25 protein-coding genes, 1 tRNA gene and 2 pseudogenes are annotated in these 22,267 nt (G+C 70.1%); 20 read left to right on the top strand and 8 right to left on the bottom strand.

Translation table 11 applies throughout. The features are described from left to right. Positions 1-13 precede the first annotated feature (13 nt). The 3 genes from cobT to ACIDOCELLA78_RS89215 are packed head-to-tail and all read right to left on the bottom strand — an operon-like array spanning position 14 to position 3,546. Complete coding sequence (gene cobT, locus ACIDOCELLA78_RS89225; RefSeq protein WP_201728739.1) at positions 14-1,882, bottom strand: cobaltochelatase subunit CobT; 1,869 nt, start codon at positions 1,880-1,882, stop codon at positions 14-16. Beyond that, positions 1,882-2,898: a cobaltochelatase subunit CobS gene (cobS, locus tag ACIDOCELLA78_RS89220; protein WP_201728738.1), complete on the bottom strand. Its 1,017-nt coding sequence runs from the start codon at positions 2,896-2,898 to the stop codon at positions 1,882-1,884. The genes cobT and cobS overlap by 1 nt, the downstream gene beginning before the upstream one ends. A gap of 60 nt (positions 2,899-2,958) precedes the next feature. Next, positions 2,959-3,546: a J domain-containing protein gene (locus ACIDOCELLA78_RS89215; RefSeq protein ID WP_201728737.1), complete on the bottom strand. Its 588-nt coding sequence runs from the start codon at positions 3,544-3,546 to the stop codon at positions 2,959-2,961. A 74-nt stretch (positions 3,547-3,620) separates the two neighbouring features. On the opposite strand from ACIDOCELLA78_RS89215, the gene ACIDOCELLA78_RS89210 reads away from it, so the two are divergent. From ACIDOCELLA78_RS89210 to ACIDOCELLA78_RS89200, 3 genes are read left to right on the top strand one after another with little or no spacing between them, the layout of a single operon-like run. After that, positions 3,621-3,914, top strand: a complete 294-nt coding sequence (locus tag ACIDOCELLA78_RS89210; RefSeq protein WP_201728736.1) for a BolA family transcriptional regulator — start codon at positions 3,621-3,623, stop codon at positions 3,912-3,914. A 20-nt stretch (positions 3,915-3,934) separates the two neighbouring features. Then, the gene (locus ACIDOCELLA78_RS89205; RefSeq protein WP_201728735.1) at positions 3,935-4,507 is read left to right on the top strand and encodes an MFS transporter; all 573 of its coding nucleotides are present in this window, start codon (positions 3,935-3,937) and stop codon (positions 4,505-4,507) included. Between the two features lie 17 nt (positions 4,508-4,524). Continuing rightward, entirely contained in the window at positions 4,525-5,106 is a 582-nt protein-coding gene (locus ACIDOCELLA78_RS89200; protein ID WP_201728734.1) for a hypothetical protein, read from the top strand. Here the strand turns inward: ACIDOCELLA78_RS89200 and ACIDOCELLA78_RS89195 are convergent. After that, positions 5,078-5,871 (bottom strand): annotated as a pseudogene (locus ACIDOCELLA78_RS89195) (enoyl-CoA hydratase-related protein). The gene ACIDOCELLA78_RS89200 and the pseudogene ACIDOCELLA78_RS89195 sit on opposite strands and share 29 nt — an antisense overlap. An 89-nt stretch (positions 5,872-5,960) precedes the next feature. Here ACIDOCELLA78_RS89195 and ACIDOCELLA78_RS89190 point away from each other — a divergent pair. The 9 genes and pseudogenes from ACIDOCELLA78_RS89190 to ACIDOCELLA78_RS89150 all read left to right on the top strand — a co-directional run bounded on the left by ACIDOCELLA78_RS89190 (position 5,961) and on the right by ACIDOCELLA78_RS89150 (position 11,487). Next, positions 5,961-6,908 (top strand): isoaspartyl peptidase/L-asparaginase family protein, encoded by a 948-nt coding sequence (locus ACIDOCELLA78_RS89190; protein ID WP_201728733.1) that lies wholly within the window; start codon positions 5,961-5,963, stop codon positions 6,906-6,908. Positions 6,909-6,984: 76 nt separating this feature from the next. Then, positions 6,985-8,028: an aspartate-semialdehyde dehydrogenase gene (locus ACIDOCELLA78_RS89185; RefSeq protein ID WP_201728732.1), complete on the top strand. Its 1,044-nt coding sequence runs from the start codon at positions 6,985-6,987 to the stop codon at positions 8,026-8,028. A 58-nt stretch (positions 8,029-8,086) separates the two neighbouring features. Further along, positions 8,087-8,162: transfer RNA gene (locus ACIDOCELLA78_RS89180), tRNA-His, on the top strand. Between the two features lie 24 nt (positions 8,163-8,186). Next, positions 8,187-8,777, top strand: a complete 591-nt coding sequence (mobA, locus tag ACIDOCELLA78_RS89175) for a molybdenum cofactor guanylyltransferase MobA (RefSeq protein ID WP_201728731.1) — start codon at positions 8,187-8,189, stop codon at positions 8,775-8,777. After that, positions 8,771-9,409, top strand: a complete 639-nt coding sequence (locus ACIDOCELLA78_RS89170) for a MarC family protein (protein ID WP_201728730.1) — start codon at positions 8,771-8,773, stop codon at positions 9,407-9,409. The genes mobA and ACIDOCELLA78_RS89170 overlap by 7 nt, the downstream gene beginning before the upstream one ends. 95 nt (positions 9,410-9,504) lie before the next feature. Next, a complete protein-coding gene (locus ACIDOCELLA78_RS89165; protein WP_201728729.1) occupies positions 9,505-9,849 on the top strand; it encodes an integration host factor subunit beta in 345 nt (114 codons plus the stop codon). After that, positions 9,824-10,165 (top strand): LapA family protein, encoded by a 342-nt coding sequence (locus ACIDOCELLA78_RS89160; RefSeq protein WP_201728728.1) that lies wholly within the window; start codon positions 9,824-9,826, stop codon positions 10,163-10,165. The genes ACIDOCELLA78_RS89165 and ACIDOCELLA78_RS89160 overlap by 26 nt, the downstream gene beginning before the upstream one ends. Position 10,166: 1 nt before the next feature. Beyond that, positions 10,167-10,871, top strand: coding sequence for an orotidine-5'-phosphate decarboxylase (gene pyrF, locus ACIDOCELLA78_RS89155; protein ID WP_201728727.1), 705 nt, complete (start codon positions 10,167-10,169; stop codon positions 10,869-10,871). Then, positions 10,871-11,487, top strand: a pseudogene (locus ACIDOCELLA78_RS89150) (phosphoribosylanthranilate isomerase). Before pyrF ends, ACIDOCELLA78_RS89150 begins: the two are co-directional and overlap by 1 nt. Before the next feature lie 28 nt (positions 11,488-11,515). Here ACIDOCELLA78_RS89150 and mutM read toward each other — a convergent pair. After that, a complete protein-coding gene (gene mutM / locus ACIDOCELLA78_RS89145) occupies positions 11,516-12,343 on the bottom strand; it encodes a bifunctional DNA-formamidopyrimidine glycosylase/DNA-(apurinic or apyrimidinic site) lyase (RefSeq protein ID WP_201728752.1) in 828 nt (275 codons plus the stop codon). 28 nt (positions 12,344-12,371) lie between these two features. Between mutM and ACIDOCELLA78_RS89140 the strand changes: the two genes are divergently transcribed. The 3 genes from ACIDOCELLA78_RS89140 to dut are packed head-to-tail and all read left to right on the top strand — an operon-like array spanning position 12,372 to position 14,778. Further along, positions 12,372-13,121, top strand: a complete 750-nt coding sequence (locus ACIDOCELLA78_RS89140; protein WP_201728726.1) for a class I SAM-dependent methyltransferase — start codon at positions 12,372-12,374, stop codon at positions 13,119-13,121. After that, the gene (gene coaBC, locus ACIDOCELLA78_RS89135) at positions 13,109-14,317 is read left to right on the top strand and encodes a bifunctional phosphopantothenoylcysteine decarboxylase/phosphopantothenate--cysteine ligase CoaBC (RefSeq protein WP_201728725.1); all 1,209 of its coding nucleotides are present in this window, start codon (positions 13,109-13,111) and stop codon (positions 14,315-14,317) included. Before ACIDOCELLA78_RS89140 ends, coaBC begins: the two co-directional genes overlap by 13 nt. Next, entirely contained in the window at positions 14,314-14,778 is a 465-nt protein-coding gene (gene dut / locus ACIDOCELLA78_RS89130; protein WP_201728724.1) for a dUTP diphosphatase, read from the top strand. Before coaBC ends, dut begins: the two co-directional genes overlap by 4 nt. On the opposite strand, the gene ACIDOCELLA78_RS89125 is transcribed toward dut, so the two are convergent. From ACIDOCELLA78_RS89125 to ACIDOCELLA78_RS89115, 3 genes are read right to left on the bottom strand one after another with little or no spacing between them, the layout of a single operon-like run. Continuing rightward, positions 14,775-15,566 carry an SDR family oxidoreductase gene (locus ACIDOCELLA78_RS89125; protein ID WP_201728723.1) on the bottom strand — a complete coding sequence of 264 codons (792 nt, stop codon included), beginning with the start codon at positions 15,564-15,566 and terminating at the stop codon, positions 14,775-14,777. The two genes, dut and ACIDOCELLA78_RS89125, sit on opposite strands and share 4 nt — an antisense overlap. Then, the gene (locus ACIDOCELLA78_RS89120) at positions 15,563-17,104 is read right to left on the bottom strand and encodes a cryptochrome/photolyase family protein (protein ID WP_201728722.1); all 1,542 of its coding nucleotides are present in this window, start codon (positions 17,102-17,104) and stop codon (positions 15,563-15,565) included. Before ACIDOCELLA78_RS89120 ends, ACIDOCELLA78_RS89125 begins: the two co-directional genes overlap by 4 nt. Next, positions 17,104-17,751, bottom strand: coding sequence for a DUF6134 family protein (locus tag ACIDOCELLA78_RS89115; protein WP_201728721.1), 648 nt, complete (start codon positions 17,749-17,751; stop codon positions 17,104-17,106). The genes ACIDOCELLA78_RS89120 and ACIDOCELLA78_RS89115 overlap by 1 nt, the downstream gene beginning before the upstream one ends. Positions 17,752-17,930: 179 nt before the next feature. Between ACIDOCELLA78_RS89115 and ACIDOCELLA78_RS89110 the strand changes: the two genes are divergently transcribed. The 5 genes from ACIDOCELLA78_RS89110 (at position 17,931) to ACIDOCELLA78_RS89090 (ending at position 22,255) form a co-directional block, all read left to right on the top strand. Then, the gene (locus tag ACIDOCELLA78_RS89110; protein ID WP_249675834.1) at positions 17,931-18,434 is read left to right on the top strand and encodes a histidine phosphatase family protein; all 504 of its coding nucleotides are present in this window, start codon (positions 17,931-17,933) and stop codon (positions 18,432-18,434) included. A 137-nt stretch (positions 18,435-18,571) separates the two neighbouring features. After that, positions 18,572-19,900, top strand: coding sequence for a citrate synthase (gltA, locus tag ACIDOCELLA78_RS89105; protein ID WP_201728719.1), 1,329 nt, complete (start codon positions 18,572-18,574; stop codon positions 19,898-19,900). Between the two features lie 104 nt (positions 19,901-20,004). After that, entirely contained in the window at positions 20,005-20,352 is a 348-nt protein-coding gene (locus tag ACIDOCELLA78_RS89100) for a helix-turn-helix transcriptional regulator (protein WP_201728718.1), read from the top strand. A 30-nt stretch (positions 20,353-20,382) separates the two neighbouring features. Next, a complete protein-coding gene (locus ACIDOCELLA78_RS89095) occupies positions 20,383-21,450 on the top strand; it encodes an alkene reductase (RefSeq protein WP_201728717.1) in 1,068 nt (355 codons plus the stop codon). Between the two features lie 61 nt (positions 21,451-21,511). Further along, on the top strand, positions 21,512-22,255 hold the full coding sequence (locus tag ACIDOCELLA78_RS89090) for an SDR family NAD(P)-dependent oxidoreductase (RefSeq protein ID WP_201728716.1): 744 nt from the start codon (positions 21,512-21,514) through the stop codon (positions 22,253-22,255). Positions 22,256-22,267: the final 12 nt, after the last annotated feature.

Below are 22,267 nucleotides of genomic sequence, written 5' to 3'. Positions count from 1 at the left end.
CCCTGCCTTCGGCTCAGGCGACCAGCGGGGCGCGGAGGGCGGCGGCGCGGGCCCAGCTTTCGCCGGCGTCCTGGTCGAACAGTTCGGCGAGTTTCTTCATCATCGTGCCGCCGAGTTCCTCGGCGTCGACCAGGGTGACGGCGCGGCGATAGTAGCGCGTGACGTCGTGGCCGATGCCGATGGCGACGAGTTCGACGAAGTCGCGGCTTTCGATGTCGCGGATCACATCGCGCAGGTGGCGTTCGAGATAGCTGCCCTGGTTGACCGAGAGGGTGGAATCGTCGACCGGCGCGCCATCGGAGATGACCATCAGGATGCGGCGGTGCTCGGGGCGGGCGCAGAGGCGGCGATAGGCCCAGGCCAGGGCCTCGCCGTCGATGTTTTCCTTGAGCAGCCCCTCGCGCAGCATCAGGCCGAGATTGCGGCGGGCGCGGCGCCAGGGTTCGTCGGCGCCCTTGTAGACGATGTGGCGGAGATCGTTCAGCCGGCCGGGATTGCGCGGCTTGCCGTCCGCCACCCATTTCTCGCGGCTCTGCCCGCCCTTCCAGGCGCGGGTGGTGAAGCCGAGGATTTCGACCTTCACCGCGCAGCGCTCCAGCGTGCGGGCCAGGATGTCGCCGCACATGGCGGCGACCGAGATCGGCCGGCCGCGCATCGAGCCGGAATTGTCGATCAGCAGGGTCACCACCGTGTCGCGGAATTCCATCTCGCGCTCGCGCTTGAAGGAGAGCGGCAGCAGCGGGTCGGCGACGACGCGGGCGAGGCGGCCGACATCGAGCAAACCTTCCTCCAGGTCAAAATCCCAGGCGCGCTGCTGCTGGGCGAGCAGGCGGCGCTGGAGGCGGTTGGCGAGCTTGGAGACCACGCCGTGGAGATGCTGGAGCTGCTGGTCGAGCTGCTGGCGCAGGCGGGCGAGTTCCTCGGGATCGCAGAGCTGCGCGGCGCTGACCTCCTCGTCGAAGGCGCGGGTATAGGCGTGGTAGGCGGCGCCGGTGTCATCCTCCACCGGCTTGCGGCGCTGCTGCGGGCCGGCGGGCGCCTCGTCCGGCGCGGCGGCGGAATCGTCGTCGGTCTCCTCGTCGGCCTCGGCGTCGGAGGCTTCGGATTCGAGCTGATCTGGCGCCTCGGCGAGCTGGTCCTGGTCGTCCTCGCGGGTCTGCGGCTCGCCCTCGCCGGAATTGTCCTGCGAGAGGGATTGTTCGCCCTGCTCGCCCTGTTCCTCGCTGTCCTCGCCTTCTTCGGCCTCGGACTCGGCCTCGGCGAGGTCCATCACCGCGAGCAGGCGGCGGGCGGCGCGGGCGAAGGCGTCCTGGTCGGTGCGCTCGGCGGCGAGATCGTCCAGCGCCTGGTCGGCGTCGCCGGAGAGGGTTTCGCGCCAGAGGTCGAGAATGTGGCGGGCGGACTCGGGGATCGAGGCCGGGTCCATCCGCTGGCGGGCGAGCAGGCCGAGCGCCTGGGCGGTGGGGAGTTGCTCGGCGCGGCTCATCCGGTCGAGCCCCTCGGCCTCGGAATCCTCGTTCAGCTTGCGCTGGAGATTGGCGGCGACACCCTGCATGTGGGCGGCGCCGACGATCTCGACGCGGGCCTGTTCCAGCGCGTCGTAGGCGTCGCGGGCGTCGCGGGCGACGGGAGCGCGGGCGGCGTGGATGGCGTCGTCGTGATGGCGCAGGCGCAGCGCCATCGCATCGGCGATGCCGCGCAGCCGGGCCATCTCGGCCGGCGGCAGGGCGCGGGTGGGCGCCGGCAGGCGGGCGCGCTTGCCGGCGAGGCCCGCCGCACCCGGCTGATAGGCGACCTGCACCTCGTCCGACCCGGCGATGGCGCGCATGGCGCCGGCGGTGGCGCGCTTGAATTCCTCGCTGCGGGAGGGTTCGGCCGGCATCAGGCGCCGCGGCGGGGATGCACGCCGGTTTCAACCTCCGCGTTGAAGCAGCGCTGGTAGTATTCGGCGACGGTGGCGCGCTCGGCCTCGTCGCACTTGTTGAGGAAGGTGAGGCGGAAGGCGAAGCCGACATCGTTGAAGATGCGGGCGTTCTCGGCCCAGGTGATGACGGTGCGCGGGGACATCACGGTCGAGATGTCGCCGTTGATGAAGCCCGCACGGGTGAGATCGGCCAGGGCGACCATGCTCTCGATCCGCTTTTTCTCCGCGGCATCCGCCTCGGAGATGCCGAGCTTGGCCATGACGATGGAGACTTCCTGGCCGTGCGGCAGGTAGTTCAGCGTGGCGACGATGTTCCAGCGGTCCATCTGGCCCTGATTGATCTGCTGGGTGCCGTGATAGAGGCCGGTGGTGTCGCCGAGGCCGACGGTGTTGGCGGTGGCGAAGAGGCGAAAGGCCGGATGCGGGCGGATGACGCGGTTCTGGTCGAGCAGGGTGAGCTTGCCCTCGACCTCCAGCACGCGCTGGATGACGAACATCACGTCCGGCCGGCCGGCGTCGTATTCGTCGAAGACCAGCGCGCAGGGGTGCTGCAGCGCCCAGGGCAGCAGCCCCTCGCGGAATTCGGTGACCTGCTTGCCGTCCTTCAGCACGATCGCGTCCTTGCCGACGAGGTCGATGCGGGAGATGTGGCTGTCGAGATTGACGCGGATGCAGGGCCAGTTGAGGCGGGCGGCGACCTGCTCGATATGCGTCGACTTGCCGGTGCCGTGATAGCCCTGGATCATCACCCGGCGGTTGAGGGCGAAGCCGGCGAGGATGGCGATGGTGGTTTCGGGGTCGAAGCGGTAGGTGTCGTCCGTCTCGGGGACGTGTTCGGTGCGCTCGGAAAAGGCCGGGATGTCGAAGCCGCAATCGATGCCGAAGACCTCGCGCGCCGAGACGGTGCGGTCCGGCAGGTTGATCGCCGAGGTCGGCGTGCCGCGGGTTTCGGCCAGTGCAGCGATATTGTTCATCGGTCGTTCATCCTCACAGCTCGGGGTCAGACTACTCGCCATGGCGCGGCGCGCAAGGGATCAGGCGCCGGCGGCGGCGCGGGGCTGCCCCTCGGCCGGCAGGCGGGAGCGCAGCGTGGCATAGGCGAGGTTGATGGTCTTGAGGCGTTCCTCGGCGCTGCGGTCACCGCCATTGGCGTCGGGGTGGTGACGCTTGGCAAGTTCCTTGTAGCGGGCGCGCACCGCCTCGCGGGTGACGGGCCAGGCGAGGCCAAGCACATCGAGCGCCTCGCGCAGCTCCGGCGGGGCGCGCTCGGGTTCGGGCCGGCGGGGGCGGCCGATGCCGGAAAACGCGGCGAGTTCGGCCTCGACCGCCTCGCCGACGGCGCCGGCGCGGCCGAGCGGCCAGGTCGGGCGCTGCCAGGCGGTGTCGGCGCGCAGATGCGCCTCGATCTCGCCGGGGCTCATGCCCTTGTAGTAGTCCCAGCCGGCATTGTAGGCGCGGACATGCTCAAGGCAGAACCAGTGCCAGTCGCGCAAATTCTCGCGCGAGCGGGGGGCGCGGTATTCGCCGGGCTTGTCGCAGTCGGGCATGTCGCAGGCGCGGCCCGGGGCATCCGGGTCGGGCGCGAAGGCGCGCACGCGGCGGGTGGTCCGGGTCATGGGCATAGTCTCGTCATGACCGCTAATTTGCCCTTTGTCGGCGTCTTGGCAACCGGGCGGCGGCGGCGCACAATCCACCCATGACATCACGATCCGACCGAATCCGCGCGATCCTCGGCGAATGTTTCGCCCCCGAGCTGCTGGAATTGAAGGACGACAGCGCGAAACACGCCAGCCATATCGGCCGGATGACCGGGCCGGGCCACGCGCCGGAGGCGGGCGAGACGCATTACCGGCTGCGGATGGTGGCCGGGGCGTTCCGGGGGATGAACCGGGTGGCGCGGCAGCGGGCGGTGAACGAGGCGCTGAAGGCCGAGTTCGAGACCGGGCTGCACGCGCTCAGCCTCGACCTCAAGACGCCGGACGAAACCTGAGCGCGAAACCAGGCGCGCTGTTGCTGGACCGGCGCTTCGCGCCGCTGTTCTGGTGCCAGGCCTTCGCCGCCTTCAACGACAATTTCCTCAAGACCGCGCTGGTGGTGCTGATTCTCTACCGCGCGAAGGGCAGCCCCGCGCTGGTGGCGCTGGCGGGCGGGGTGTTCATCCTGCCCTACCTGCTGTGCTCGGGGATTGCCGGGGAGATGGCGGACCGGTTCGACAAGGCGCGGGTCGCGACCGTGGTGAAGGGGGTCGAGATCGGCGCGGCGGGGCTCGCGGTGGCGGGGTTTCTCGCCGGTTCGGTGCCGGTGCTGTTCGCCGCCCTGCTCGGCTTCGGGGTGCTGGCGGCGCTGTTCGGGCCGGTGAAATACGGGCTGCTGCCGGACCTGCTGGAGACGGCGCGGCTGCCGCTCGCCAACGCGATGGTGGATTTCGCGACCTTCCTCGCGATTCTGGCGGGGACGGCGCTGGGCGGGCTGCTCGGCGCGCGGGAGCCCTGGCTGCTCGGCGCCGTGGTGATGGGGTTCGCCCTGCTCGCCTTCGGGGCGGCGGCGCTGATCCCCGGCCGGGGGCGGCGCGGCCGGGGCTGAAGCTCTCGGCGAGCCCGGTGGCGGCCTCGGCGGATCTGCTGCGCACGCTGCGCGGCGCGGCCCCGCTGTGGCGGGCGGCGCTGGTCAACGCCTGGTTCTGGTTCGCCGGGATCACCTGCATGACGCTGCTGCCGGTGCTGACGCGGACGACGCTGATGCGCGGGCCGGGGGCGGTGACGCTGGGGCTGACGGTGTTCTCGCTTGGGATCGGCGCGGGGAGTTTTCTGGCCGCGTCACGGCTGCGCGGGCGGATCGCGCTGGCGCCGGCTTGGGGCGGGACGGTGGCGGTCGGCATCGCGGCGCTGGCGCTGGGGGCGCTGGCGGCGGCCGACCGGTTCGGGGTGACGCTGGCGCTGCTGTTCGTCGCAGCCCTCGGCGGCGGGGTGATCGCGGTGCCGAGCTTCGCCGCGGTGCAGGCCTGGGCGCCGGCGGAGGCGCGGGCGCGGGCGGTGGCGGGGACGAACATTCTCTCCGCCGCCGGGATGGTCGCGGCGAGCCTGATCCTGACCGCGCTGCTGCACGCGGGAATCGGGCCCCGTGCGCTGTTCGCGGGGCTCGGGGCGATCGCGCTCAGTCTCGCGCTGGCGGCGCGCCGGTAAATTTCGCCGGGCGCTTTTCGCGGAAGGCGGTCACACCCTCGGCGAAATCCGGCGTGCTTCCCATGCGGCGCTGGAGGTCGCGTTCGAGATCGAGCTGGGCGTCGAGCCCGTTGGCGCCGGCGGCGTTGAAGGCGGCCTTCATCGCGGCGAGCGCCTGGGTCGGGCGGGCGGCGAGATCGGCCGCCACGGCAAGGGCGGCGGCGAGGAAGCCCTCGTCGGGCAGGCAGCGCCAGATCAGGCCCCAGTCGGCGGCCTGGCGGGCGGTGATGGTCTCGCCCAACATGGCAAGGCCGCGGGCGCGGGCATCGCCCACCGCGCGGGGGAGGAAATGAGTGCCGCCGGCATCCGGGATCAGGCCGATGCGGATGAAGGCCTGGGTAAAATTCGCCGCCTCGCAGGCGAGCACGATATCCGCCGCGAGGGCGAGATTGGCGCCGGCGCCGGCGGCGACGCCGTTGACGGCGGCGACGATCGGCTTCGGCAGGGCGCGCATGCGGCGGACCAGCGGGTTGTAATGCCGGTCGATCGAGGCGCCGAGATCGCGCGGGCCGCCGCCGAGGGACTGGTTGAGATCGGCGCCGGCGCAGAACCCCTGCCCTCGCCGGTCAGCAGCACGGCGCGGACCGAATCGTCGGCCTCGATGGCGGCGAAGGCGGCGGCGAGCGCCTCGTGCACCGCCTCGTTCAGCGCGTTCAGACGGTCGGGCCGGTTGAGCTTCAGCACCCGCACCGCCCCGACGCTTTCCACGATCAGCTCTGCCGCCATTTCTGTTCCTCCCTGCGTTCCGGGCGACTAGTGTGCGCCTGTGCGCCGAGTATGGCGAGAACTGACGCATACGGCAATGAGGAGACGAAATGAGCATCTCGATCGCGATCCATGGCGGGGCGGGCACGATGCGGGCGGCGGACATGACGCCGGAGATGGCCGAGGCGCGGCACGAGGGGCTGCGGCGGGCGCTGCGCGCGGGCTGGGACGTGCTGAGCGAGGGCGGTTCGGCGCTGGACGCGGTGGCGGCGGCGGTGGTGATGCTGGAGGACGATCCGCTGTTCAATGCCGGGCGCGGGGCGGTGCTGACCGATGCCGGCACGCTGGAGATGGACGCCGCGATCATGAGCGGGGCGGATCGCGCGGCGGGGGCGGTGGCCGGGATCTGCGGGCCGGTGAACCCGGTGCTGGCGGCGCGGGCGGTGATGGAGACGACGCCGCATGTGCTGATGATCGGCGACGGCGCGCTGGCGGTGGCGCGGGCGGCGGGGCTGGAATTCGAGACCGAGACCTATTTCGAGACGCCGAACCGGCGGGCGGCGCTGGAGAGGGAGCTGGCGCGCCGGGCCACGGGCGCGCCGGACACGCGCTCGGACGCCGACCGGCACGGCACGGTGGGGGCGGTGGCGCGGGATGCGCACGGTCATCTCGCGGCGGCGACCTCGACCGGGGGGATCACCGCCAAGCGCGCCGGGCGGGTGGGCGACACGCCGGTGTTCGGCGCCGGCACCTTCGCCGATGACGAGACCTGCGCGGTGAGCTGCACCGGGACGGGCGAGGTGTTCATCCGCTACACCGCCGCCGCCGAGATCGCGGCGCGGCTGCGCTACAAGGGCGAGAGCCTGGCGAAGGCGGCGGCGGACGTGATCGCCGAGCTGGCGCCGCGCGGCGGCGATGGCGGGCTGATCGCGCTCGGCACTGGCGGCGACCCGGTGATGCCGTTCAATTCGTCCGGCATGTATCGCGGCATGATCGGCGGCGACAGGATGCTGCGCACGGCGATCCACCGCGAGGAATTTCGCGCCGTTGCGGTGTGAGTTGCTGGCATTTCCCTTGCACCGGGCGGGGCGTGACGCTAGCTCGTGCAGCTGAATTGGATGAGGATGAAGGCAGATGGCGTATAGAGTTGCAGTTGTCGGGGCCACCGGCGCGGTCGGGCGCGAGATGCTCAAGACGCTCGCGGAGCGGAACTTTCCCGCCTCCGAGGTGATCGCCCTCGCCTCCCCGCGCTCGGCGGGGCAGCAGGTGAGTTTCGGCGACGAGGCGATTCTCACCGTGAAGAACCTGGAGACCTTCGATTTCCGCGGGGTGGATTTCGGCCTGTTCTCACCGGGGGCCTCGATTTCGGCGGTGCATGCGCCGCGCGCCGCCGAGGCGGGGTGCATCGTGATCGACAACACCAGCCAGTTCCGCATGGACCCGGACGTGCCGCTGGTGGTGCCGGAGGTGAACACCCATGCGCTGGAAGCGTTCATGGCGAAGCCGGACTGGCGGCGGATCATCGCCAATCCGAACTGCTCGACGATCCAGATGGTGGTGGCGCTGAAGCCGCTGCACGAGAAATTCGGCATAAGCCGGGTGTCGGTCGCGACGTATCAGTCGGTCTCCGGCGCGGGCAAGGAGGGGATGGACGAGCTGGAGCGCGCGACAAAGGCCACCTATGTCCACGAGGTGACGAAGCCGGAAGTCTTCACCAAGCCGATCGCCTTCAACGTGATCCCGCATATCGACGTGTTCATGAAGGACGGGGCGACCAAGGAAGAGTGGAAGATGACGGTCGAGACCCGCAAGATCCTCGACCCGGACATCGCGGTGTTCGCGACCTGCGTGCGCGTGCCGGTGTTCATCGGCCATGGCGAGGCGGTGCATGTCGAGTTCGCCAACCCGGCCCCGCTGGAGGCGGCGCGGGCGGCGCTGCGCGCGGCGCCCGGCGTGACGCTGTTCGACGAGCGCGAGGATGGCGGCTACGTCACCCCGCTGGAATGCCAGGGCGAGGACGCGGTGTACGTGTCACGGCTGCGGGTCGATCCCACGGTGCCGCACGGGCTCGGCTTCTGGTGCGTTTCGGACAATCTGCGCAAGGGCGCGGCGCTGAACGCGGTGCAGATCGCCGAGACCATCATCAAGCGTGGGCTGATCGGCCGGAAGGCCGCCTGATTATCCGGGAAGGCCGATTGACGAGACCGCGTCGATCGGCCTAAACCGCTCCGCGTTGGCGGACGTAGCTCAGCTGGTAGAGCGCCAGGTTGTGGTCCTGGATGTCGTGGGTTCGAGCCCCATCGTTCGCCCCAATTTTTCCTCCTCACAGTTCCACCATGACAGATGTATCGGGTTCTCATCTCCGGGCGGTGATCCTGGCCGGCGGCGCTGGGCGGCGGCTCGGCGGGGTGGACAAGGCGCTGCTGATCCTGCACGGACGAACGATGCTCGATCATGCCATCGCCACACTCGCCGGACAGGTTGACGCCACAGCGCTCAGCGCCGCCGGCGATGCGGCGCGGTTTGCACGGTTCGGGCTGGAGGTGCTGGACGATGGGCGGCATCGCGGCAAGGGACCGCTGGCCGGGGTTCTCGCCGGGATGCGCTGGGCGGCGGCTTCAGGCGGCGAGACGCTGCTGAGCCTGCCGGTGGACACGCCCTTCGCGCCGCGCGACCTCGTGGCCCGGCTCGGCGCCGCCCCGGCGGAGGCGGCATCGCGCGGGCGGCGGCATCATCTCGTCGCACTCTGGCCGGTGACGGCGGCCGATGCGCTGGAGCGCTTCCTCGACGGACCGGGACCGTATCGGGTATCGGGCTTCGCGGCGACGATCGGGATGCGCGCGGTGGCGTTCGCTGACGCGCCCGACCCGTTCGTGAACATCAACACGCAGGCGGATCTCGACGCGGCGGAGGCCGGGCGGTGCTGAACGCCTTCATCGCCGATTTCCTCTATGCGGTGGTCGCGCTGTTCGTGATCATCGATCCGGTCGGCACCGCGATCATCTTCGCCGCGCTCACCATCCATGACGACGCGGCGAAGCGGCGGACGATCGCGAAGCGGGCCGCGCTGATCAGCTTCCTCGTGCTGCTGGTGTTCGGCCTTGCGGGGGAAAAGCTGCTGCGGCTGCTCGGGATCGGGATTCCGGCCTTGCAGATCGCCGGCGGCGCGCTGCTGTTCCTCTCGGCCAAGGACATGGTGACGGCGAAGGGCGAGTTGCGGGCGAGCAGCGAGGAGCGCACCGCCGCGAGCGAATCGACCGAGGATATCAGCGTGTTTCCGCTGGCGATTCCGCTGATCGCCGGGCCGGGCGGAATGACCACGATGGTGCTGCTGCACGCCAAGGCGGGCGGGCAGCCGGGCGCGGTGCTGGCCAACGCGCTGGCGCTGGCGGCGATGATCGTGGCCACCCTGGTGTCGATGCTGGGCGCGCGGCGGCTGGCGCGGCTGATGGGCACGACCGGGGCGAGCGTGGTGGGCCGGGTTCTGGGCATTCTGGTGGCGGCGCTGGCCGCACAGTTCATCATCGAGGGCACGCAGGCGGCGCTGCATCTCGGCTGAGGCGGAAATCTCCGCCGTTTTCAATATTGTAGATGCAACGCGGATTGACCGGACCGGAAGCGTCTGGCACCGTCATCGCAACGGGAGACGGGCAAATGACCAGATCTGAACTGATCGCCGCGCTGGCGGCGGATCATCCGCACCTGACTCTAGCGGATGTCGAACGCATCGTGACCGCGATGTTCGACCAGATGACCGCGACACTCGCCGCTGGCGGACGGGTGGAGCTGCGCGGCTTCGGCGCGTTCTCGGTGAAGCAGCGGCAGGCGCGGGCGGGGCGCAACCCCAGGACCGGCGAGACGGTGAAGGTGGACGAGAAGACCGTGCCGTTCTTCCGCGCCGGGCGCGAATTGCGCGAGATGGTCAACGCGGGCATGAAACCGCTCGAAGCCGGGGCGGATGACGCCGCGGACGATGACGACGACGAGGACGAGGAGTAGACCGCTGAAGACGATCCGGCTCAGTCTCGGGGCGCTGGTGATTCTGGCGCTGGCGATTTTCCTGTTGTCGAACCGCGCGCCGGTGATGGTGGCGTTCTTTCCGTTCGGCACGATGGGCACAGTGGCGCTGGGCGCGATCGTGCTGATCGCCTTCGGGCTGGGCGTGCTGCTGGGCATGCTGATCCATCTGCCACGGCGGATGCGGGCGCAGCGCCGGGCGAAGCGGGCCGAGCGCCAGCTCGCCGCGCTGCAGGCGCAGCCGCCGGCACCGGCCGCGCCGGCGGACGAAACGCTCAGCCTGCCGCCGGCCGCCTGAGATGGGCGCGGCAGGACATGGCGCGCGGCGGCTGATCGCCGCGATCGATACGCCTGCGCTCGATGAGGCGAGACGCCTGATCGGCGCGGTGGGGCCGCATTGCGGGCTGGTGAAGCTGGGGCTGGAGGCGTTCTGCGCCAACGGGCCGGCGCTGCTGGAGGCAGCAGCGGGGCATGACGTGTTTCTCGATCTCAAGCTGCACGACATTCCGAACACGGTGGCCGGGGCGGTGCGCGCGCTGCTGCCGTTGCGGCCGGCGATGCTGACGGTGCACGCCGCGGGCGGCAGCGCCATGATCGCGGCGGCGCGGGAGGCGGCGGAGATGGCGGGCGCGGCGCGGCCGCGATTGCTCGCGGTGACGGTACTGACCAGTCTTTCGGCCGGCGCGCTGGCGGAGACCGGGGTGGCCGGCGGGCCGCGCCAGCAGGTGCTGCGGCTGGCGAAGCTGGCGCTGGCCGCCGGGGCGGACGGGCTGGTGTGCAGCGCCGAGGAGATTTCGGTGCTGCGCGACGCGTTCGGCGCCGATCCGGTGCTGGTGGTGCCGGGCATAAGGCCCGCGGGCACGGATCATGGGGATCAGGCGCGGGTGGCGACGCCGGAAGCGGCGATCGCGGCGGGGGCGAGCTATATCGTGGTCGGCCGGCCGATCACCACGGCCGCCGATCCGGCAGCGGCGGCGGCTTCCATCGCCGCGTCGATCGGCTGATGGCGCGGGCGAAGATCTGCGGGCTGCGCACACGGGAGACCTGGCTGGCGGCGACGGCGGCCGGGGCGGACTGGGTGGGGTTCGTGTTCTTTCCGCGCTCGCCGCGATTCGTCACGATCGAGGCGCTGAAGGCGATCGGCGCCGATGCGCGGGTGCCGAGGGTGGGGCTGTTCGTCGCCCCCGAACCGGAAGCGATCGAGGCGGTGCTGAAGGTGCAGGACCTCGAATGTCTACAGATTTATGCCGGCGCGGCAGACTGTCGGGCGATGCGGGCGCGGTTCGGCGCGAAAGTGTGGCGGGCCGTGGGGGTTTCGGGCGTTGCCGACCTGCCGCGCGACGATGAGGGACTGGACGGGTTCGTGATCGAATCGAAGCCGCCGCCAGGCGCGGACCGGCCGGGCGGCAATGCGACCGCGTTCGACTGGGCGGTGATGCGGGGCTGGCGGGCTCCCGCCCCGTGGCTGCTGGCGGGCGGGCTGACGCCGGCGAACGTGGCTGATGCGGTGCGCGCGAGCGGGGCGGCGGCGGTGGATGTGTCATCCGGGTGGAGAGCGCGCCGGGAGAGAAATCGGTGCCGCTGATCCGGGATTTCATCGCGGCGGCGCACGCGGCCTGAGGCCGGGCCGACGGTTGCCAGGCGCGAGCTATTTCTGGGTGCGGGCGCAGAAATAGGTGGCGCGGCCGGACTGGACCGTGCGGCTGATGCCCGCGCAGGCGGCGGGGCCGGGGCAGCGTTCGCAGGGTTGGCCGGCGCGGTCGTAGACTTTCCAGGCGTGCTGGAAATAGCCGAGTTCGCCGGAGGGCTGGACATAGTCGCGCAGCGAGGAGCCGCCGGCGGCGATGGCGTCCGTGAGTGTGGTCTTGATCGCCGGCACCAGACGCCCTGCCCTGCCCCGCCCGATCGTGCCGGCGAGGCGATGCGGGAGGATGCCGGCGCGGAACAGCGCCTCGCTGACATAGATGTTGCCGAGGCCGGCGACGATCGACTGGTCGAGCAGGGCCGCCTTGATCGGGGTTTTCTTCCCCGCGAGGGATGCGGCGAGGGTGGCGGGTGAAAACGCATCGTCGAGCGGTTCGGGGCCGAGGCCGGCGATCAGGCGATGGGTATCCTCGGCCTCGGTCGCGACGAGGTCGAGCGCGCCGAAGCGGCGGGGATCAACGAAGCCGATCACGGCGCCGTCGTCGGTTTCGAGCGTGAGATGCTGGTGCGGCTGGGGGGCGGAATCGATCGTCATCCGGCCGGACATGCCGAGATGGATCAGCACCGACAGCGCGCGGTCGAGCCGCATGAACATGTATTTGCCGCGGCGGCGGAACCCCTCGACGCGGGCGCCGGAAAGGAACTGCACGAAGCCCTCGGGGATCGGCCAGCGCAGGTCCGGCCGGGCAAGGACGACGCGGGCGAGGCGGCGGCCTTCGAGCTTCGCGGCGAGGCCGCGCATCACGGTTTCGACTTCGGGGAGTTCCGGCATGGTGCGATTGGGGCTATAGCCTGAGCCCATGGCCGATACCAGCAGCGAGACCGTCGATTTCGGGTTTTCCACCGTGCCGCGCGGCGAGAAGCGGCGGAAGGTGCGGGAGGTGTTCGACAGCGTCGCCGGGCGCTACGACGTCATGAACGACCTGATGTCGCTCGGCGTTCACCGGCTGTGGAAGCGGGAATTCGTGTCGATGATGGACCCGCGGCCGCATCGCACGCTGCTCGATCTTGCCGGCGGGACCGGGGATATTTCGCTGCGCTGGCTTGCCGCCGGCGGCGGCCCGGTGCTGATGACCGACATCAACGAGGCGATGCTGCGCGTCGGCCGCGGACGGGCGGAGGAGCGGGCGCGGATCGACGGGATCGGGTTCGCGGTGGCGGATGCCGAGGCGCTGCCGCTCGGCGATGGCAGCGTCGATCGGGTGTCGATCGCGTTCGGGCTGCGCAACTGCACCGACAAGGACAGGGTGCTGGCCGAGGCGCGGCGGGTGTTGAAGCCGGGCGGGCGGTTCTTCTGCCTGGAGTTCTCGCGCTTGCAGGTGGCGGCGGCGCAGCCGCTCTACGAGAAATGGTCGTTCGTGGCGCTGCCGGCGATCGGCGCGCGGGTGGCGCAGGACCGCGAGAGCTATCAGTATCTCGCCGAGAGCATCCGCATGTTCCCCGACCAGGAGACGCTGGCGGGGATGATGCGGCGGGCGGGATTCGAGCGGGTGGCCTATCGGAACCTGAGCGGCGGGATCGCGGCGATTCATTCGGGATGGCGGCTGTGAGCGCGCGCCTCGCCGGGCGGCTGGTGCTGCTCGTCATCGGCGGGGGGATCGCGGCCTACAAGGCGCTGGAGCTGATCCGGCTGATCCGCAAGGAGGGCGGCGCGGTGCGCGCGGTGATCACCGCCGGGGGAGAGAAATTCGTCACCCCGCTTTCGGTGCAGGCGCTGTGCGAGGACCGGGTGCATACCGAGCTGTTCTCGCTGACCGGCGAGAGCGAAATGGGGCATATCCAGCTCTCGCGCAGCGCGGATCTGGTTGTGGTGGCGCCGGCCTCGGCGGATCTGCTCGCGAAGATGGCGGCGGGGATGGCGGATGACCTGGCGACCACGCTGCTGCTCGCCACCGACAAGGAGGTGCTGGTCGCACCGGCGATGAACGTGCGGATGTGGACGCATCCGGCGACGGTGGAGAATCTGGCGACGCTGCGGCGGCGCGGGGTTTCGGTGGTTGGGCCCGAGGAGGGGCCGATGGCCTGCGGCGAGTTCGGGCCGGGACGGCTGGCGGAGCCGCCGGCGATCCTGGAGGCGATCGTGGCCAGGCTCGGCGGCGACCGGACGCTGGCCGGGCGGCATGTGGTGGTGACCAGTGGGCCGACGCATGAGCCGATCGACCCGGTGCGCTACATCGCCAACCGCAGTTCGGGCAAGCAGGGCCACGCGATCGCCGCGGCGCTGGCGCGGCGCGGGGCGCGGGTGACGCTGGTCTCGGGGCCGGTGGCGCTGGCCGATCCGGCGGGGGTGACGGTCGTGCGGGTCGAGACAGCGCTGGAGATGCGCGCGGCGGTGCTTGCCGCCCTGCCCGCCGATGCCGCGGTGTTCTGCGCCGCGGTCGCGGACTGGCGGGTCGAGGCGCAGGGGCGGAAGATCAAGAAGACCGGCGCGCCGCCGGCGCTGGCGCTGGTGGAAAACCCCGACATTCTCGCGGAAGTCTCGCGGCTTGAGGGGCGGCGGCCGCGCCTTGTCGTAGGCTTCGCGGCGGAGACCGGCGATCTGGTCGCGCAGGCGACGGCGAAGCGGGCGCGCAAGGGGTGCGACTGGATCGTGGCCAATGACGTCGGCGCGGGAACCGGCATCATGGGTGGCGCCGAGAACGAGGTCGTGCTGATTACCGGCGGGGGTGCGGAGCCCTGGCCGCGCGCCGGGAAGGACGCGGTGGCGGAGCGACTTGCAGAGAGGATTTCAGGGATTTTCCAATGACGATTTCAGTTGCCGTGAAGCGGCTGGCGCATGGCGCCGGCCTGCCCTTGCCCGACTATGCCACCGCCGGATCGGCGGGGCTCGACCTGCTGGCGGCGGTGAGCAGCACCGTGCTGATCGCGCCGGGGACGCGGGCGCTGGTGCCGACCGGGCTCGCCATCGCGCTGCCGCCCGAGTTCGAGTTGCAGATCCGCCCGCGCTCGGGCCTCGCGCTCAAGCATGGGATCGTGATTCCGAACAGTCCGGGGACGATCGACAGCGATTATCGCGGCGAGATCCAGGTGATCGTGCTGAATGCCGGGCGCGAGGCGTTCGAGGTAACGCGGGGCATGCGGATCGCGCAGGCGGTGCTGGCACCGGTGTCGCGCCTGGTGTGGCAGGAGACCGACGATCTCGACCGGACCGCGCGCGAGGCGGGCGGGTTCGGCAGCACCGGCCTCGATTTCCCGATGGGGAACTAGCTCTCTAGGTCCGCCCTGCCCTGCGTGCGCGACCCGGTGAAGCGGGCGACGAGCGGGAAGAAAGCGGCATGGGGCAGCAGGCGCAGGATGCGCAGCGGGCGGGCCAGGCCCTCGGGGAAGGCGATGAGGAAGCGCCCGGCATCGAGCCCGCGCAGGATGGCGTGGGCGGCGGCGGCGGATTCCATCAGGAAGGGCATCGGGAAGCGGTTCTGCGCGGTGAGCGGCGATTTCACGAAGCCGGGGCAGATCGCCGAGATCGCCACACCGTGGCGGTCGAGGTCGAATTTCAGGGCTTCGGCGGTCGCGATCAGCGCCGCCTTGGTCGCCGAATAGGAGACCGAGCCGGGCAGGCCGGCGAGGCCGGCGAGCGAGGACATCAGCGCGATCTGGCCGCGCTTGCGGGCGATCATCGCCGGCATCGCCAGTTCGAGCGCGTGCGCGGTGCCGAGCAGATTCAGCTCGACCTGGCGGCGCAGGCGATCGGCGGTGAAGGTTTCCGCGGTATCGCGCTCATAGGTGCCGGCGTTGAGGATGGCGCGGGCGATCGGGCCGTCGCGGGTGATGGTGTTCACCGCCTCGCGCAGCGAGGCGGGATCGGTCACGTCGGCCGGCGCGACGATGATGCGGCTCGGATGGGTTTCGGCGAGGGCGCGAAGCTCGGCCTCGCGCCGTGCGGTGATGGCGACGCGCCAGCCCTGCGCCACATGCGCCTCGGCCAGGGCGCGGCCGATGCCGCTGGAGGCGCCGGTGATCCAGACGATGCCATCGGCGCTGGTGACGGGTTTCACACGCGGTCTCCGTGTTGCAGGCGGCGGCGCAGCAGGGCGGCGCGGTCGCGCAGGGCGTGGCGTTTGGACTCCGCCATCTTGTGCCACGTTCGCACCGGCATCGCCATGCGCGGATTGGCGGCGAAACGATCGGCGTGGCGGGCGATGAAATCCCAGTAGAGCGCGTTGAAGGGGCAGGCGCGCGGGCCGGTGGCGTCCTTCACGTCGTAATGGCAGCCCGCGCAGTAATCGCTCATGCGGGCGATATAGGCGCCGGAGGCGGCGTAGGGTTTCGAACCGACGATGCCGCCATCGGCGTGCAGCGCCATGCCGCGGGTGTTGGGCATTTCCACCCATTCATAGGCATCGGCGTAGACCGCGAGATACCAGCGATCGACCGCATCCGGGGCGATGCCGGCGAGGAGGGCGAAATTGCCGGTGACCATCAGGCGCTGGATGTGATGGGCGTAGGCGCGGCGCAGCGTCTGCCCGATCGCCTGGGCCATGCAGCGCATGTCGGTTTCGCCGGTCCAGTAGAAATCCGGCAGCGGAAGGTCGGCGCCGAGGGCATTCAGCGTCGCGTAGCCGGGCATGTGCCGCCAGTAGATGCCGCGGATGAACTCGCGCCAGCCGATTATCTGGCGGATGAAGCCCTCGACGGCGTTGAGCGGGGCGCGGCCGGCCGCGTATTCCGCCTCGGCGCGGCGGCAGAGATCGAGCGGGTCGAGCAGGCCGAGATTGAGCGGGACGGAGACCAGGGAATGGAACATGAAATCCTGGTCCGCCGCCATCGCGTCCTGCCAGTCGCCGAAGCCGGGGAGACGGCGGGCGAGGAAATCGGCGAAACCCGCCTCGGCGTCGCGCGCGGTGACCGGCCAGTCGAACCCATCGAGGCTGCCGTAATGAGTGGCGAAGCGGGCGGCGACGAGGGCGAGCACCTCGCGCGTTTCGTCCGCAGGCGGGAAGCGTTTCGCCGCGGGGGGCGCCAACCCGGCGGGCAGCGATTTGCGGTTCTCGGGGTCGTAGTTCCATTTGCCGCCGACCGGGTCGTCGCCCTCCATCAGGATGCGGTGGCGGCGGCGCATCTCGCGGTAGAAGAACTCCATGCGGAGCTGCTTTTTCGCGCCGGCCCAGGCGGCGAAATCGGCGCGGGAGCAGAGGAAGCGGGTGTCGTCGCGGATCTCGCAGGGGATGCCGGTCTGCGCCGCCCAGCCGCGCATGGCCTCGAGCACGCGGTATTCGCCGGGTTCGGTGGCGATGATGGCATCGGGCTTCAGCGCGGCGCAGGCGCGGGCGAGTTCGCCAGCGAGCGTGCCGGTATTCGCCGGATCGTCGAGCGTGACGTAGCGGACGGCGACGCCGCGGGCGCGCAGGGCCCTGGCGAAATGGCGCATCGCCGCGAGGACGAGCGCGATCTTCTGCGGATGGTGCGGGACATAGGTGCATTCCCCCATCACCTCGGCCATCAGCACCGTGTCAGCGCCGGGGTCGAGGCCCGCGAGGGAGGCGATGGCGGGCGAGAGCTGGTCGCCCAGGATGACGCGGAGCTGGCCGGGCATCAGCCGAGGATCGGGCGGTAGGTGATGTGGCCGCGATGATGGAAATCGAGGCCGGACCAGGTGTTGGCCTGGTTGTAGAAGACCGCGAGGCGGATCGGGCCGGAGAGCTGGTAGCGCGAGGCGGTGACGCTGCCGGAGGGCATGGCGGGCAGGCGGAACCAGCCCTCGCGGGTGACGGTCGGCCGGTCGGCATGGCCGGTCTGCATGTTGATCATCGGGCCGTTCAGCATCGCCTTGTTCCAGTAGGTGAGCGGCAGGGCGTCGGGCGGGGCGGTATGCCGGGCGATGCGGTTGCCGGAGATGACGACGCCGGCATCGGTGCGCTCGACATCGAGACGGATGCGGGTGCCGTTGTTGTCGATCGCGCTGGTGGCGGACTGGAAGGCGCCGCGCTGCCAGTGTTCGACGATATGGGCGCGGTAGGTGAAGAGCGGGATGCCGATGAGGCCGACCTTGAGATCGACGTGGTTGTCGACCGTCAGGCGCGTGCCATCGACGAGGAAGCGCAGATGCTGGACGCCGACATGGCTGCCGTTGCGATAGACGTCGAACGCGAGGCTGCGGTGCCGCGGCAGCCTTGGCGGCTTCAGAATGACGCCGGCGGCCGCCGCGAGAACGCCGCGCCGGGCGATGGGGATGTCGGTCATCGGTCCTCCTTCACGGTGTTGCGGTTACGGGCGCGGGCGGCGAACGGATGCCGATCCACCGCAAGCGCAATGCTCCGTTGTGATAAATAGGGCCGCCGCTCTGGATCGCGAGGGCGGAGCCGCGCATAAACGGGCGCCCAACCCTGCCGCGAAAGAAAAACATGCACCAGCTCATCCTCATGCGCCATGCCAAAGCCGAGCCGGCCCGGGGCGACCAGGCCGATCACGACCGCGCGCTGAGCCCGGCGGGGCGGGCGGCGGCGCAGCGCATGCGCGCCCGGCTGCGGGAGCTGGCGATCGAGCCGGACGTGGTGCTGGTATCCTCGGCGCGGCGCACGCGCGAGACGCTGGACGGCGTTGCGTTCTGGGATGGGCAGCCGATCATCGACGTGGTCGACGGGCTCTACATGGCGCCGGCGGCGCGGATGCTGGAGATGCTGCGCGAGCTGCGCGAGACGATGCTGAGCGTGCTGGTGGTTGGCCATAATCCGGGGCTGCACGAGCTGGCGCTGATGCTGGCCGCCGGCGCGCAGGAGCGCGGCGCGGCGCATGCCCAGCTGGAGGAGGGATTTCCGACGATGCGGGCCGCCGAATTCCTGGTGCTGACCCCCTGGCGCGAGCTGAAGCCGAAAACGACGCGGTTGCAGCGGGTGATCGACCCGCCTCCCGCGAGTGCTGCATGAGTGTCATGTTGCAGGCGCGAAGGTTGCGCGATCACGCCCGAAGGATTTACAAAACAGTCACCCAGATCGATTAGTCTCGGCACCCGACCGGGAAGCGGATCAGGACGGTTCGACCGGACAGCAGAGGAATCTTGACCATGAGCAGCACGACCGAAGGCGCGCACGCGACGCACGCGACGCACGCGACGCTTACGATACCCGGAAGCGACAAGACGGCCGAACTCCCGCTCCTGACCGGCACGCTCGGCCCGCAGGTGGCCGATATCCGCAAGCTCCAGGCGCAGACCGGCATCTTCACCTTCGATCCCGGCTATGGCGAGACCGCCTCGTGCGAGAGCAAGATCACCTATATCGACGGCGATGAGGGGGTGCTGCTGTATCGCGGCTATCCGATCGATCAGCTCGCCGAGAAATCGACCTTTCTCGAGGTCGCGCATCTGCTGATGTTCGGCGAGCTGCCGACGGAAGCGGAGTTCGAGGCGTTCAACCGCGGCGTGACCATGCACACGATGCTGCACGAGCAGGTGCGCCGCTTCTTCGACGGGTTCCGGCGCGACGCGCACCCGATGGCGGTGCTGTGCGGCGTGGTCGGCGCGCTCTCGGCCTTCTATCCGGAGAGCGTGAACGTGAACGATCCGCGGGAGCGCGAGATCAGCGCGTTCCGGCTGATCGCCAAGATCCCGACGATCACCGCCTGGGCCTACAAGTATTCGACCGGCCAGCCCTTCATGTATCCGCGCAACGATCTCTCCTATGCGGAGAACTTCCTCTACATGATGAACGCGGTGCCGCCGGAGCCGTATCGGAAGAACCCGATTCTCGAACGGGCGATGGACCGCATCCTGATCCTGCACGCCGACCACGAGCAGAACGCCTCGACCTCGACCGTGCGGCTCGCCGGCTCGACCGGGGCCAACCCCTTCGCCTGCATCGCCGCCGGCATCGCCGCCCTCTGGGGCCCGGCGCATGGCGGCGCCAACGAGGCGGTGCTGAAGATGCTCGGCGAGATCGGCCACAAGGACAACATCCCGGCTTTCATCGCCGAGGTGAAGGACAAGAACAGCCATACCAAGCTGATGGGCTTCGGCCACCGGGTTTACAAGAACTTCGACCCGCGCGCGAAGATCATGCAGCAGACCTGCCACGAGGTGCTGGGCGAACTCGGGATCAAGCACGAGCCGTTGCTGGAACTGGCGATGGAGCTGGAAAAGATCGCGCTGGACGACGATTACTTCGTTTCGCGCAAGCTCTATCCGAACGTCGATTTCTATTCGGGCATCATCCTCAAGGCGATGGGATTCCCGACCACGATGTTCACCCCGCTCTTCGCCCTGGCGCGCACCACCGGCTGGATCAGCCAGTGGATGGAAATGATCGCCGACCCCTCGCAGCGGATCGGCCGGCCGCGCCAGCTCTATACCGGCGCAGCAAAGCGCGACTACGTCTCGATCGACCAGCGGGGCTGAGATGATGCGGGATGCGCGCCGGACGGGCGGCGCGCATCCCTGCCCTGCGTAAATTCACCGAACCCGATCTTCATATCGGATAAATCCGATCCATCTATCGTCGCATGACGATCGATGCCGATCATGAGCGCGCGCCGGAGCTGGACGAGGGGCTGAAAGCCCTGGTGCATCCGGTGCGGCGCGCCATTCTCGCCAAGCTCGCCGATCCCGAACGGCATTTCGCCGGGCAGGAGCATCCGCTCGCGCTCGGCGTCTGCGCGGGGGCGATCGAGCGGAGCTGTCCGCTGTCGCAATCGAGCATTTCGGCTCATCTCGCCGCGCTTCACGCGGCCGGCCTGGTCGAGACGCGGCGGGTCGGAACCTTCGTGTTCTACCGGCGCAATGACGGCGCGATCGCAGCGCTGATCGGGGGACTCGCGAAATCCCTTGGTCTGCTGGACCCCACTCCCTGAACTCGCAGCATCAACCTGAAAGGCTGATCAATGTCGAAACTGTTCGAACCCCTGCAGGCAGGCGCCTTCACCCTGCGCAACCGCATCGTCATGGCGCCGCTGACCCGCGCGCGCGCCGGCGAGGCGCGCCTGCCCAACGCGCTGATGGGGCAGTATTACGCGCAGCGCGCCGAGGCCGGGATGATTCTCTCCGAGGCGACCTCGGTGACGCCGATGGGCGTCGGCTATGCCGCCACACCGGGCCTGTGGTCCGACGAGCAGGTGGCGGGCTGGCGCATCGTCACCGAGGCGGTGCATCGCGAGGGCGGCATCATCCTGGCGCAGCTCTGGCATGTCGGGCGGATTTCCGACCCGATCTTCCTGAACGGCGAGCTGCCGGTGGCGCCGAGCCCGATCGCAGCCGCAGGGCATGTGAGCCTGGTGCGGCCGGAGCGCCCCTTCACCACGCCGCGCGCGCTGGAGACCGACGAGATTCCGGGCGTGATCGAAGCCTACCGGGTGGCGGCGCGGAACGCCAAAGCGGCCGGGTTCGACGGCGTGGAGGTGCATGGCGCGAACGGCTACCTGCTCGACCAGTTCCTGCAGGATTCGACCAACAAGCGCACCGACCGCTATGGCGGCTCGATCGAGAACCGCGCGCGGCTGCTGCTGGAGGTGACGGACGCGGTGATCGGCGTCTGGGGTGCGGACCGGGTGGGCGTGCATCTGGCACCGCGCGGCGACGCGCATTCGATGGGCGATTCCGACCGGCTGGCGCTGTTCACCCATGTCGCCACCGAGCTTGGCAAGCGCAAGATCGCCTTCATCGCGGCGCGCGAGCACAAGGCGGCGGACTGGATCGGGCCGCAGCTTAAGGCGGCGTTCGGCGGCGTGTATATCGCCAACGAGAAGTTCACCCGCGAGACCGCCGAGGCGGCGATCGAGGCGGGCGAGGTGGACGCGGTGGCGTTCGGCCAGCTCTATATCGCGAACCCGGACCTGGTGGCGCGCTTCCGCGACGGGCTGGCGCTGAACCCGCCCGATACCTCGACCTTCTACCAGGGCGGCGCCGAGGGCTATACCGACTACCCGACGGCCGCGAAGCAGAAGGCGGCCTGAACCGGCGGGCCGGGGCGGTTTCGCTCCGGCCCTCCCACAACATGAAGGCGAGGAGCGGGCGATGCGGTTTGCGGGCAGGAAAGTGGTGGTGATGGGCGGCAGCCGGGGAATCGGCCTCGCCATCGCGATGGGATTTGCCGCCGAGGGGGCCGCGGTCGCGATCTGCGCGCGCGGCGCCGAGGCGCTGGAGGTGGCGCGGCGGGAGATCGCCGGGCATGGCGGGGTGGTGTTCGCCGCCCCCTGCGATCTGGCCGATGCGGAACAGATCGCCCGCTTCGTGCCGGACGCCGCTGCCGCGATGGGTGGCATCGACATCCTCGTGAACAACGCCTCCGGCTTCGGGATGACCGATGACGAGGCGGGCTGGGCCGCCGCGATCGGGGTGGATGTGATGGCGGTGGTGCGGGCGAGCCATGCCGCCCTGCCCTTCCTCGAGGCCGCCGAGGGGGCCGCGATCGTCAATCTCGCCTCGATTTCCGGCCTGCGCGCCTCGACCCGCAGCCAGCCTTATGCGGCGGTGAAGGCGGCGGTGATCAACTACACGATGTCGCAGGCGGCGACGCTGGCGCCAAAGCGGATCCGGGTGAACGCGATCTCGCCCGGCTCGATCGCGTTTCCGGGCGGGCTGTGGGAGCAGCGCAAGACGACCAACCCGAAACTCTACGAGGCGACCCTCGCCTCGATCCCGTTCGGGCGGTTCGGCACGGCGGAGGAAATCGCCGAGGTGGCGATGTTCCTGGCCTCGCCGGCGGCGCGCTGGGTGACGGGGCAGAACATCGTCGTCGATGGCGGGCAGATGCTCTGACCAGCAATATCG

The organism is Acidocella sp. C78, assembly GCF_907164655.1.
The sequence above is the reverse complement of the archived record's forward strand: the minus strand, read 5'-3'. Positions and strand labels throughout refer to the sequence as shown.